Genomic DNA, 11,809 nt, shown 5'->3' on the forward strand with positions numbered 1-11,809 from the left:
AGCCGGTCACCCCGACCGGCACCTGATCGGACAAGGACGTGGCAGTGATGTACGCACGGCTCAGCACATACCAAGGCCCTTCCATCCCGGACCAGGCCGACCTGGCCGACGGCAGCGACGCGGCCCTCAACCAGGTGCGCGAGATCCCGGGCTTTCAAGGGGTCTATCTGCTGGCGGACCGGGTCACCGGCCAGACCCTGACCCTCACCCTGTGGCAGGACGAGGCAGCGATGCGCGCCAGTGAGGTCCGCGCCACCGAGATCCGCGAGGAGAGCGCGGAGCGCGATCAGGCGAAGATCGTCTCCGTCGAGCGCTTCGAGGTCGGGTTCGTTCACCTCGAATCCTGATCAGCGGCGTCCTGATACCCCCTTGAGAACCGACTGTTCCGCCGGGCGCATGGCCTCGGGGATCGCGGCACGGTCAGATGTGGAGTTTCGTCGGCGTGATGATCAGCGCGGCGGAGAACAGCTCGGCGAACCGTTCGGGAGTGCCGAACAAGGCCCCGATGCGCTCGGTGTATTTGGCCAGGTATTCGGCCTGCTTGTTCGCAGCAGGCTGGTCGGGGACCTGTCTGGCGATGCCTTCCATACGCACGATGTTCCTGCCGATGTCGGTGACGTCCAGTCCCAGGCTCACCTTGGGGTTGGCGGCGATGTTGCGCAGCTTCTGCGTTCCCGGCTGGCTGTAGAGCAGGATCGTCTCGTCCTCGCGCAGCAGGAACCAGACGGGGACGCTGACCGGTTGCCCGTCCGGACGCACGGTGGCCAGCCAGGCCATGAGGTTCTGACGCAGTCGGGCCTCGACCCGCTCGCGGTCGCCCGCAGGCAGGTGTGACGTGAGTTCCATGGTGTTCGCCTTTCTCGGTGATCTCGTGGGGACGCTACCCGAGGGGTATGACATTCCCTGCCGAGCGCGCACGAGGCTCTGCCCGGTGTTCCGCGTGCTGGAGCACGGACTCCCGTCCTCGCACCATCCAATGCCGGGTGCAAGGGCCCAACAGGCGTATCGCGGCGAAGAGATGACTGAGACCGCGGCAGCGCGGACAGGGACGTGGAGATCCTCGCGCTGCACCTTCAACTCGCCGTCCTGCACCGCCAGATCGACACACCGAAATTCATCACGCCTGACCGGACGTTCCTCGCCGCGCTCCTGCACCATCTCCCCCGCGTCCAGTTACGGCAACTCCACCTGATCGTCTCCCCCGACACGATTGCTTGCCGAGCACATCCTCGACCAGCTGCGGTTCGTGGGCGTACTCGGCGCGCACCTGGTCAGGCCACCGGGCGGATCCGGTCACCGGCGGCCTGTCGCACCGCAGCTTCCAGCCGGTCCCTTGCCTCGCTCTGGGCTGCGATGCGCTCGTTGAGGACCCTGAGCCGCTCCCACGCGACCCGCAGGCCCTCATCGGAGGGCGCTGTCGCAGCTACGTCTCCGTCCAGGCACGGCAGGAACACCCGCACGTCGTCCAGGGTGAGCCCGGCGGCCAGTAGGAAACGGATGTTTCGGACGCGCACCACCGCCCGCTCGTCGTAGACCCGGTAGCCGTTGTGGGCCCGCTCCGAAGAGATCAGCCCCGCCTGCTCGTAGTGCCGCACCGCACGAGCCGTCGCCCCGGACGCCTTCGCCAACTCGCCGATCCGCACACGCTCCACCTCCGAGACCACTCCTATCACGCCACTACCGCCCCGCCATCGACCGGGAGCACCACCCCGGTGACGAACGACGCGCCCGGCGCGGCAAGCTGGGTGATCGCCCAGGCCACTTCCTCCGGCCGACCAATCCGGCCCAGCGGGGTGTACGCCAGGCGCACCTTCCCCGCCGCGGCCCTCTGCTCCGGCGTCAGGCCCTGGTGCTCGGCGATTGGGGTGTCGATCGCGCCGGGCGCGACTGCCACCACCCGGATCCCGCGCGGTGCCAGCTCGACTGCCCAGCTGCGGGTCAGCAGCTCCAGCGCGGTCTTGGTCGCCGCGTAGACCGAGCTGCCCAAGCTGGCCGGCCAGGCGCGCTGCCCTATCGACGTGCTGACGTTGACGATCACCCCGCCGTCGGAGGTCTCCAGAGCCGGGAGTGCGGCCTGCGCCAGCAGGATGGGCGCGATCAGGTTGGTGGTGAGCAGGGGCTCGATCACTTCCCTGGTGAGCGTGCCGAGGGCGCCTTTGAGGACGATGCCGGCGTTGTTGACCAGCACGTCCAACCGCCCGTGCGCCTCCATCACCGCCTGGACGATCCGCTCGGGCGCGCCCTCTGCGGTGATGTCGGCAGCCATCGGAGTGATCCGGTCGCGGCCGGCGGCTGTCTCGTTGAGGGGTTCGACCCGCCGCCCGACCGCGATCACGTGCGCGCCCTCGGCTGCGAAGGCGCGGGCGGTGGCCCGGCCGATGCCGGTGCCGGCGCCGGTGACGACGACGATCCTGTTGCTCTGCTGTGCAGCACTGTTGTCCATGCCGGTCATCGTTCAACCCTGCCGCCAGTGGCAAGGTCAAGCAGTGCCTGGCGGTGGGCCGCAGAGATGGAAGAGTGGGACCTCCGCTCCGCCATCAATCTTCGCCGCATGATGCGCGGCGTTACTGCCCAGCACACCACCGCCGGCCCAGGGCGCCACGCACCGCACCGGATGGCTGCGCCAAGAGCCCTGGCTGTACGCACAGCGTGCCCCCGGCAACGCGTGCTTGTCCGGCCTGCGCGACCCCAAACCGCCCCGCACTCCCATCGACGCCGCCTTCCTGCTCTCCGTGAACCATTCCGGCGACAGCGACTCCACCGGCTCCCTCTGCGGCAACCTCCTCGGCGCCCACCACGGTGACGTTCGCCTGCCACACCACTGGCTGATCCAGACCGAGGGCCGCGCGACGATCACCACGCTCGCCGATGACTTCGCGGCCGAGGTACATCCGGGCGAGGGACGCAACTGGATCTACTGACCCCATCAAGCACCGCTGCCCGAACGGGAGAGAAGACGCCCCGCAGCATCCTCTGTCACGGTCAGCGTGCCCTTGGAGAATCCGATGTCCCGCTGCCCTGACCACCGCCACCGATCTACCGCCGACCCTCCCGGAGCCACCGGACCTCCCGCTCCCCCTCCCGGAACCCGCCGTGGAGGATCTGCGGCTGGAGACGGTGCTGGGCGCCCTGAGCGACCCCCTCCGCCTCGCCGTCGTCCGCAAACTCCTCCTCGAATCCGAGGATTTCGACCATTCCTGCGGCTGGTTCGGTCTCGACCGGCCCAAGTCCTCGCTCACCCATCACTTCCGGGCACTACGCGAGGCGGGCCTCACCAGGCAACGCCAGTACGGCTTGGAGCGACGCAGTCACGTACGCGTCGCCGACCTCGAGGCCCGCTTCCCCGGCCTGCTCGCCCTGGTCGCGAACTGGACACCAAGGGCCTAGGAGACCGCTGAAGATCTTGCTCTGGGCGCCCGACTCGCCCCGCATTGACGGTAAATGTCAATCGGCATGAACTAGGGCAAGCCGGGATTCCCTTGTACGACTACTGTCGTACTGCATGCTAGGTTCAACTCACTTCGTACCGCAGCGTGTTGGTGGGTACGGCCATGCCGAAAGCCGGGCCGGACCCACTGGGGCCGTCAGCGGGAGGCGCGGAACGGTGCGGGCCCGGCGACCGGCAGCGGCCCACCACTACCGGTCGTCACGTCACCGGGACCTCCTGGCCCGTAGCAACCCCATAGCGCTCCTCCCCACGTACGCGGGCCAGCCGGACGTTCAGTCACACTCCGACCGCGCTCCGGCGACTGCTGCCCGGACGGCGGCAGCCGCCCGGTTCACGTCGCGAGCGCGGGTGCGAGACCGAACGTCGGCGCCAGGCTCGGGTCGTTGAACCCAGCTGACGGTCGTCGACATCTTCGACGGCGACACGCCGACCCAACGGCGGTGGGTGCTGGCCCGACGCAGCCACCGCCCGGTGGTTTGCCGACGCCGGCCGAGGTGCTGAAGGTCGCGCACTGCGTGTCGAAGTAGGCCGGGTGGTGCCGGCTCACAATGGTTTGCACCAATCCGTGGGCCCTTCGGCTTCGAATACCCAATGTGAGTCCGATCTCGGCGGTTCCGGGAGACAATCCTCAGCCGCCGTTCCTCCCTATGGCACAGGGGCCGCTTGTCACGCGGCACGGTATCGCCGCGGAGCCCCGCTTGGAGAAGCCATGAACAGGACCATCCTTCCGCTGGTAGGTCTCGCGGCTTTCGGTTTGCCGCTGGCCTTGCCCGCTGTGGCATCCGCACAGTCCACCGGCGGTGACGTGAACTATCAGGCCACGCTCGACCCGGTGGCCACGAACATGGTCAACGGATCGGGCACCGCCACGGTGACCCTGTCCGGCAATGAGGCCACCATCTCGGTGACCGCGAACCAGCTGCTCGACAGTGCCCCGCACGCCCAGCACATCCACATCGCGGGTTCCGGCGAATGCCCGAAGGCTGACGCGGCCCACGACCACAACGGGCACAAAGCCATCAGCACCGCCGACGGCCTTCCCGCCTACGGGAAGATCGGCACATCGCTCACCACCACCGGTGACACCAGCCCCAACAGTGCCCTGGCCGTCGACCGCTTCCCGAGCACTGGCGCGTTCCACTACACCCGCACCATCACCGTGACCCCGGACGTAGCCCAGCAGATCCGGGCCAACAACGCCGTCATCGTGGTGCACGGAATCGACTACAACCACAACGGCAAGTACGACAACGTCCTCGGAGCCAGCGAGCTCGACGCGAAGCTCCCCCAGGAAGCGACCGCACCGGCCATCTGCGGAGCCCTGAAAGCCATGCCGGTCGGCGGGGCGGGCACCGGTGACGGTGCAACCCAGGCCACCGGCAGTCCCAACACCGCGGACCTGCTGGCCACCGGCCTGGGCGGCGCAGCCGTCGCCGCTCTCGCCGGCACCCTGCTCCTGCGGCGTCGGGCCGCATCGAAGCAATGACCGACCAGCCCACGACCGACGGTGACCTCGCCCAGGAGCCGGAAGGAGCCGCCCCCTACCACGCGGGGGGCGGCCACCGCCGCCGCACGGTCGTCGGTCTTGCCGCCGCCCTCGCCCTCGCGGCCGGCGCCATCACCGTCTCCCTCACCGGTCACGGCGCCGGTGCCGGACCACCACCCCAACCCGCAGTCGCGGCAAGCCAGTCCACTCAGGCAACCCCTGCGCGGCCCACTCCCCCGGACCCCTCAACGCCCGCTGCCAGCACGGGCAATGTACTGCCCGCCTCCCTACCCGTAACGCTGGACGTCCCCGCCATCGGGGTGCACACCAGCCTGCTCGAACTCGGCCGGAATACCGACGGCACCGTCCAAGTGCCGTGGCAGCCGCTCAAAGCCGGCTGGTACAAGGGCTCTCCGACCCCCGGGCAGCTCGGCGCCTCTGTCATCCTCGGCCATGTCGACTCGAAGGAGACCGGCCCGGCCGTCTTCTACCGGCTCGGCGCACTCACCCCCGGAACCCGCATCACCGTCACCCGCGCCGACCGCACCATTGCGACCTTCACCACCGACACCGTCCGCGAATATCCCAAGGACCACTTCCCCACCCTGGACGTTTACTCCACCACCGCAGACCAACCCCAACTCCGCCTGATCACCTGCGGCAACTGGGACGCCCGAACCCACTCCTACCTCGGCAACATCGTCGCTTCCGCCACTCTCACCACCAGCTGAACGACCGGCGCCCGAACGCCTCCATCACCTGGGCCGCCTTCCTGCACTCCCAGGCCGACGCCCTGCTGGCCTGCGACTTCCAGGAAACGATCTCCCTGTCCGACACATGGCTCTACGTGCTCGCGGTGATCGAGCACGCAAGCCGCCGGATCCGCGTCCTGGGTGCCACCGCACACCCGACCGCCTCCTGGGTGACACAGACCGCGAAGAACCTCGTCATGGACTTGGAGGACGCCGGCACTCCAGCGCGGTTCCTGCTCCGGGACCGGGACGGGAAGTTCCCCGAACTGTTCGACGCCATCCTCGCCGACGCGGGCATCGAGGTCGTGCCGCAGTCTCCTGGTGATCTGCATCGCGAGCGACCTCACGCGCTACGACGCTCACGCAGTGAAACGTCCTCCGGCGGGAGACGCTGGTCGCTCCGGGGCGGGGGCAGCCACGGTGGCCGCTTCGTGCTGCGGCTCGCCGGGGGCGGCGCGTAGCCCGCTCGGGTGACAGGACGGCCCCAGTCGGCCAAGTGCACCCGAATGGACGCAATCAGTGTCGGTTGCGGGGTCCCACCTGCGGTCTGCGTCTCCGTCGGCTGGGCCTCGACCGGGGGCGAGAGGTCCAGCAGGGGACACGGCTGCTCCAGTCGGAGTAGTGCAGACCAGGACATAACCAGCCGCGTGCTTCACTGTCTCGATCTTTCGTGACGGGTAAGCCAGGAGCTCATCACCTCCGGGTTGCCCGCCTTGCTTGCGAAGTCCGAGTGGGAGAGCATTTCGTACAAATCGCTCATATGTTGCGATGCTCCGCTGGTCTCCATGGCCGAGGCTCATGCCGGGCGTCGCCACGAGCGTCAGCAACACGAGCGACTGCAAGGGGTTCATCGTGCGTAATCGAACGATCATCATGGCGGGTCTGCCGCTCGCGACCGGGGCACTGCTCCTCTCCGCGTGCAGCAGTAACAAGGGAGGTGGTGGCGGTGGCAAGCCGTCCTACACGATTGCCTTCCAGGGGCCGCTGACCGGCCCGAACGCCCAGCTCGGCATCAACGAGGACTTCGGCGTCAGGCTGGCCCTCCAGCAGGCCAACGCCAAGGGCGACCTGCCGTTCACACTCAAATTCAAGGACGCCGACGACCAGGGCGACCCGGCGAAGGGCCCGAGCGCCGCGCAGCAGCTCATTGGTGACAGCAGTGTCGTGGCCGTGGTCGGCCCGACCTTCTCCGGCCCCACCAAGTCGGCCGAGCCGCTGTTCACCCAGGCGAACCTGGCTTCGGTGAGCGCGTCCGCGACCAACAGCCAGCTAACCTCGCTCGGCTTCAAGACGTTCTGGCGGGTGGTCCCTCCGGACTCGGCCCAGGGCTCCGCCGCTGCCGACTACATCGCCAAGAAACTGAAGGCGAAGAAGGTCTACGTCCTGGACGACAAGTCCGACTACGGCGTGGGACTGGCCGACAACGTCAAGTCGCAGCTCGTCAAGAACGGCGCCCAGGTGGTGACCGACAGCGTCGCCGCCGGCACCAACGACTACTCGGCCGTCGCCACCAAGATCGCCAATTCGGGCGCCGATGCGCTCTACTACGCGGGCTACTACGCGGACGCGGCTCCGCTGGCGAAATCACTCAAGCAGACGAACTTCGCCGGCACACCGATGTCCGGCGACGGTACGAACGACCCGAAGTTCGTCCAGCTCGGGGGCGCAGCGGCCAACGGCTGGCAGTTCACCTGCCCCTGCCTGTCGGCGACCGCCGCGACCGACGCCACGGCGAAGGCGTTCGTCGCCGCCTACACGAAGCTGGCGAACCAGCCGCCCGGCACCTACTCACCGGAGGCGTACGACACCGCCAACACCATTATCTCGGTGATGAAGTCGATCGGGAAGGACGTCACCCGCGCCAAGGTCGTCGACGGATTGAAGACCGTGGATTACAAGGGGCTGACGAAGCAGATCAAGTTCCTGCCGAACGGTGAGGTCTCCGAGAAGGGCATCTTCATCTACGGCGTCAAGGACAACAAGATCACCTTGATCGGCACGGTGGACAAACTGATCGCCGGCAGCTGATCCGAGGATGCTTCAGGGTCCGAGCCGGTGCGGCCCGGGTGTATCGGGACGGTGTCCCGGGATCACCGGGCCGTACCGCTCGCGTAGAGGAAGACGTCACGCCCATGTGTCTCACTGACCATTTCTGGCAGTTCCTGGTCCCGGGTCTCACCCTGGGCGCGCTCTACGCGCTGGTCGCCATCGGCTACACCCTGGTGTACGGCGTCCTTCAGCTGATCAACTTCGCGCACAGCGAAGTGTTCATGTCCGGCGGTTTCGGCGGCCTCTTCGTTACTCAGGCGCTGGTCGGCAGCGGCGGGACACCACACGGCTTCGATTCGGTGCTCTACATGATCACGGGCATCGCCATCGGCGCGGTGGTCGGCGGCTGTCTGGCCTTCCTGCTGGAGCGGGTGGCCTATCGGCCGCTGCGACGGCGGAACGCGCCGAGGCTGGTCTATCTGATCACCGCGATCGGTGCGTCCATCTTTCTGTTCAACCTGACCGGCAAGATGTTCGGCCGCGACAAGACCAACATCCCCGAGCTGTACACGGACGGCGTGATCTTCAGGCTGTTCGGCGCGCAGGTCCGGGTACAGCAGATCGTTATCGTCGTGACCGCGGTCGTCATGATGGTGCTGCTGGACACGGTCGTGTCCCGCACAAAGCTCGGCGCCGGTATCCGTGCGGTGGCGCAGGACGCGCAGACCGCGAGCCTGATGGGTGTCAACATCAACCGGGTGATCTCACAGACCTTCGTGATCGGCGGCCTGCTCGGGGGCGCGGCCGGTTTCCTCTTCGGCTCGTACCTGAATGTGCATTACCAAATGGGCTTTCTGCCGGGCATCAAGGCGTTCGCCGCCGCGGTGCTCGGCGGAATCGGCAACATCCGGGGCGCGATGCTGGGCGGCCTGCTGCTGGGCATCGTGGAGAACCTGAGCCAGTCGTGCATGTCGAGCCAGTGGATCGACGTGATCGCCTTCATCGTGCTGATCCTGGTGCTGATGTTCCGGCCGACCGGAATCCTCGGCCAGCGTCTGGGGCGTGCCGCATGAGCAGCAACGGGATGATGTCCGAGGCGCGGGCCCGCAGGTCGCGGCTGGACCCGCGATGGATGCGGTTGGGCGGCTGGCTGGTGATCGCCGCACTGCTGCGGCTGATGACCGACACAGCCCAGGGGACGCCGACGGACCACCTGCTGGTACTCCGCTCCGCCTTCTCTTCACTGGCCCTGCTCTGGTGGCTGGTGACCGGGGCCGTGGTCTGGGCGGTGCTGGAGGCGTACCGGGCCCGGGGGCTCGGGGCCGAGGCGGCTGAGCGGACCGCCGGGCCCCGCGAGCGCTGGGCGAAACTGTGGGACCGGCCGCTGAGCAAACGGCTGGCGCTGCTGGTGGTAGTGGTGCTGGCGATCCTCGTGCCGCCGGTGCTGAGCGAGTTCTACCAGCGGGTGCTGGTGGACCAGGTCGCGGTGTTCGTGCTGCTGGCGGTCGGCCTGAACGTCGTCGTCGGGTGGGCCGGTCTGCTGGACCTGGGGTATGTGGCGTTCTTCGCCATCGGTTCGTACACCGTCGCCTACTTCACGGGTGCACTCCCGGTGAAGCCGGGGTTCACCCTCAATCCGTTCGTGGTGATGCCCATCGCCGTGGCGGTGTGCCTCATCGCCGGCCTGCTGCTGGGCGCGCCCACGCTGCGCTTGCGCGGCGACTACCTGGCGATCGTCACCCTGGGCTTCCATGAGATCGTCCAGCTGTTCATCGTGAACAAGAACACCTGGACGGGCGGCAATCAGGGGACGGGCCTCATCCCGCACTTCTCGATCAACATCCTGGGCATCCACTACGACTGGACACTGAACTCCCTGCCCTACTGGTATCTGTTCCTGGTGATGCTGGCGTTGGTGGTGATTCTCTTCTACCGCCTGGAGAACTCGAAGGTGGGCCGGACCTGGGCCGCTATCCGGGAGGACGAGGTGGCCGCGGCCGCCAACGGTGTTCCCACCGTCAAGTACAAGCTGATGGCCTTCTCGATCGGCGCCTCGACGTCGGGCTTCGCCGGTGTGCTGTATGCCTCCCGGTTCGGCTACGTCAATCCGGCGAGCTTCCCCGTCGTCCTGTCGATCAGCGTCGTCTCCTATGTCATCTTCGGCGGTATGGGATCGATCGTCGGCGTGATCGTCGGTGCCTCGGTGCTGACATTCCTGCCCGCGGTGTTCCAGGAGGAGAATCTCGTCAATCAGCAGGACATCACCATGTGGACCGGTGCGATCCTGGTAGTGATGATGATCTTCCGGTCGCAGGGCCTGATCCCGTCGCGCCGGCGTAAGCGTGAGCTGACGCTGGCGAGAGCGGGCGTAGCCGACGCCGACGCGATGTCGGAACCGGTGGAAGGGAAGATGTGATGACCGCCCCCACTGTGAACCGGCCGGCGGACGCCGGCGAGACGCTGCTGACCGTGGAGAAGCTCACCCTGCGGTTCGGCGGCCTGACCAGCCTCAACGAGGTCGATCTCACGCTGCGCCAAGGCGAGATCCTGGCGGTCATCGGTCCCAACGGGGCCGGCAAGACCTCCCTGTTCAACTGCCTGACCGGGGTGTATGTCCCGCAGGAGGGCGCCATCGGCTTCGTCAAGGCGGACGGCTCGACCGTACAGCTGGTGAGCGGACCGGCCCGCCGGCGCCGCAGCCCGAAACCCCACGCGGTGAACAAGGCCGGAATCGCCCGGACCTTCCAGAACATCCGGCTGTTCCCCGCACTTTCCGCCTTCGAGAACGTGAAGATCGCGGCTGAGACACGGCAGCACACCGGCCCGGTAGGGGCGATGCTCGGCCTGCCGAACGCCCGCAGGAACGAGAAGACCAGCGACGCCCATACTGAGGAACTGCTGCGTTTCGTCGGGCTGGAAGCGGTGGAGAACGAGCTCGCCTCGTCGCTGTCGTACGGTGTCCAGCGTCGGCTTGAGATCGCCCGGGCACTCGCCACGGGACCGCGCCTCCTGCTGCTGGACGAGCCCGCGGCCGGCACCAACCCCACCGAGAAGCACGAGCTGGAACAGCTCATCCGGCGGATCAATGCCGAGCTGGGCGTGACCGTTCTGTTGATCGAGCACGACATGAAGCTGGTCATGTCGGTCGCGGACCGGGTCACGGTGCTCAACTTCGGCAAGGTGATCGCCGAGGGGTCGCCTGAGGTGGTCCAGCGGGACCCGGCGGTGATCGAGGCATACCTCGGCTCTGCCGAGGAGGACACCGGCGGAGCGGACGAGGAGCCACAGCCATGAGTGCCACCGAGGTATCCGAGCCGTCCGGCGGCCGGCCGCCGGGCTCCGCCGCACCCATGCTGGAGCTGCGGAACCTGGTCGTCGCCTACGGCGGCATCGAGGCGCTGAAAGGCATCGACCTCGTCGTCGAGGAGGGCGAGGTCGTCACGCTGCTCGGCGCCAACGGGGCGGGCAAGACCACCACGCTGCGGGCCATTTCGGGAATGCTGGCACCCCGCCAGGGCGAGGTGCTCTTCCGCGGCGAACGCGTGGACGGCGTACCACCCCACGAAGTGGTCGGACTCGGACTCGGGCACGTCCCCGAAGGCCGCCGGGTGTTTCCCGTGATGTCTGTGCTCGAGAACCTCCAGATGGGCGCCTACCGGTTCCGGGGCGTGCCGAAGAAAGACCTGGAGCGGGTCTTCGGACTGTTTCCGGTACTCGCCGAGCGGCGCGGGCAGCTCGCCGGAACGCTCTCCGGTGGTGAGCAGCAGATGCTGGCCATCGGCCGCGCACTGATGGGCAAGCCGCGCCTACTGCTGCTGGACGAACCCTCGATGGGCCTGGCGCCGCTGATCGTGGCCCAGATCTTCGACATCATCCGGGAGATCAACCAGCAGGGCACGACCGTCCTGCTGGTCGAGCAGAACGCCGCGCAGGCACTGAAACTCGCCAACCGGGGCTACGTGCTGGAGACCGGGTCGATCGTGATGACGGACGCCGCTTCCGCGCTCCTCAACAACCCCAGAGTGCGCGCCGCATATCTGGGTGAGGGCGCGGCATGAGCGGTCGGCGCGCGGTGGCGGAGAGGCCAAGGACGATCCATCAACATCCGACTCCGCGAGGTCCGTGCGGATCCGG

Annotated in this window: 13 protein-coding genes and 1 pseudogene; 11 read left to right on the forward strand and 3 right to left on the reverse strand. The window is 67.7% G+C overall.

Going from position 1 to position 11,809, the window contains the following annotated elements:
* The first annotated feature begins 47 nt into the window (after positions 1–47).
* Positions 48–347, forward strand: a complete 300-nt coding sequence (locus tag QMK24_RS05605; RefSeq protein ID WP_283464009.1) for a hypothetical protein — start codon at positions 48–50, stop codon at positions 345–347.
* A 73-nt stretch (positions 348–420) separates the two neighbouring features.
* Here the strand turns inward: QMK24_RS05605 and QMK24_RS05610 are convergent, their stop codons facing one another.
* The 3 genes from QMK24_RS05610 to QMK24_RS05620 form a co-directional block, all read right to left on the reverse strand.
* Positions 421–846, reverse strand: coding sequence for a TIGR03667 family PPOX class F420-dependent oxidoreductase (locus QMK24_RS05610; protein ID WP_283464010.1), 426 nt, complete (start codon positions 844–846; stop codon positions 421–423).
* Between the two features lie 425 nt (positions 847–1,271).
* On the reverse strand, positions 1,272–1,643 hold the full coding sequence (locus QMK24_RS05615) for a MerR family transcriptional regulator (protein WP_283464070.1): 372 nt from the start codon (positions 1,641–1,643) through the stop codon (positions 1,272–1,274).
* 26 nt (positions 1,644–1,669) lie between these two features.
* Positions 1,670–2,452, reverse strand: a complete 783-nt coding sequence (locus QMK24_RS05620; protein ID WP_283464011.1) for an SDR family NAD(P)-dependent oxidoreductase — start codon at positions 2,450–2,452, stop codon at positions 1,670–1,672.
* 265 nt (positions 2,453–2,717) lie between these two features.
* On the opposite strand from QMK24_RS05620, the pseudogene QMK24_RS05625 reads away from it, so the two are divergent.
* The 10 genes and pseudogenes from QMK24_RS05625 to QMK24_RS05670 all read left to right on the forward strand — a co-directional run.
* Positions 2,718–2,921: pseudogene (locus tag QMK24_RS05625) on the forward strand (ADP-ribosylglycohydrolase family protein); the annotation flags it as partial.
* 97 nt (positions 2,922–3,018) lie between these two features.
* Entirely contained in the window at positions 3,019–3,387 is a 369-nt protein-coding gene (locus QMK24_RS05630; protein WP_283464072.1) for an ArsR/SmtB family transcription factor, read from the forward strand.
* Between the two features lie 770 nt (positions 3,388–4,157).
* Positions 4,158–4,934 carry a GVDTG sorting domain-containing protein gene (locus tag QMK24_RS05635; protein ID WP_283464012.1) on the forward strand — a complete coding sequence of 259 codons (777 nt, stop codon included), beginning with the start codon at positions 4,158–4,160 and terminating at the stop codon, positions 4,932–4,934.
* A complete protein-coding gene (locus QMK24_RS05640) occupies positions 4,931–5,665 on the forward strand; it encodes a class F sortase (RefSeq protein WP_283464013.1) in 735 nt (244 codons plus the stop codon). The genes QMK24_RS05635 and QMK24_RS05640 overlap by 4 nt, the downstream gene beginning before the upstream one ends.
* Before the next feature lie 125 nt (positions 5,666–5,790).
* Complete coding sequence (locus QMK24_RS05645) at positions 5,791–6,147, forward strand: hypothetical protein (RefSeq protein ID WP_283464014.1); 357 nt, start codon at positions 5,791–5,793, stop codon at positions 6,145–6,147.
* 391 nt (positions 6,148–6,538) lie between these two features.
* A complete protein-coding gene (locus tag QMK24_RS05650; protein ID WP_283464016.1) occupies positions 6,539–7,714 on the forward strand; it encodes a branched-chain amino acid ABC transporter substrate-binding protein in 1,176 nt (391 codons plus the stop codon).
* Positions 7,715–7,818: 104 nt separating this feature from the next.
* Entirely contained in the window at positions 7,819–8,748 is a 930-nt protein-coding gene (locus tag QMK24_RS05655) for a branched-chain amino acid ABC transporter permease (RefSeq protein ID WP_283464017.1), read from the forward strand.
* On the forward strand, positions 8,745–10,091 hold the full coding sequence (locus QMK24_RS05660) for a branched-chain amino acid ABC transporter permease (protein WP_283464018.1): 1,347 nt from the start codon (positions 8,745–8,747) through the stop codon (positions 10,089–10,091). Before QMK24_RS05655 ends, QMK24_RS05660 begins: the two co-directional genes overlap by 4 nt.
* Positions 10,091–10,969, forward strand: a complete 879-nt coding sequence (locus tag QMK24_RS05665) for an ABC transporter ATP-binding protein (protein WP_283464019.1) — start codon at positions 10,091–10,093, stop codon at positions 10,967–10,969. The genes QMK24_RS05660 and QMK24_RS05665 overlap by 1 nt, the downstream gene beginning before the upstream one ends.
* Positions 10,966–11,733 (forward strand): ABC transporter ATP-binding protein, encoded by a 768-nt coding sequence (locus tag QMK24_RS05670; protein WP_283464020.1) that lies wholly within the window; start codon positions 10,966–10,968, stop codon positions 11,731–11,733. Before QMK24_RS05665 ends, QMK24_RS05670 begins: the two co-directional genes overlap by 4 nt.
* Positions 11,734–11,809: the final 76 nt, after the last annotated feature.

The organism is Streptomyces sp. PH10-H1 (genome assembly GCF_030063355.1).
Taxonomy (GTDB): Bacteria; Actinomycetota; Actinomycetes; order Streptomycetales; family Streptomycetaceae; genus Actinacidiphila.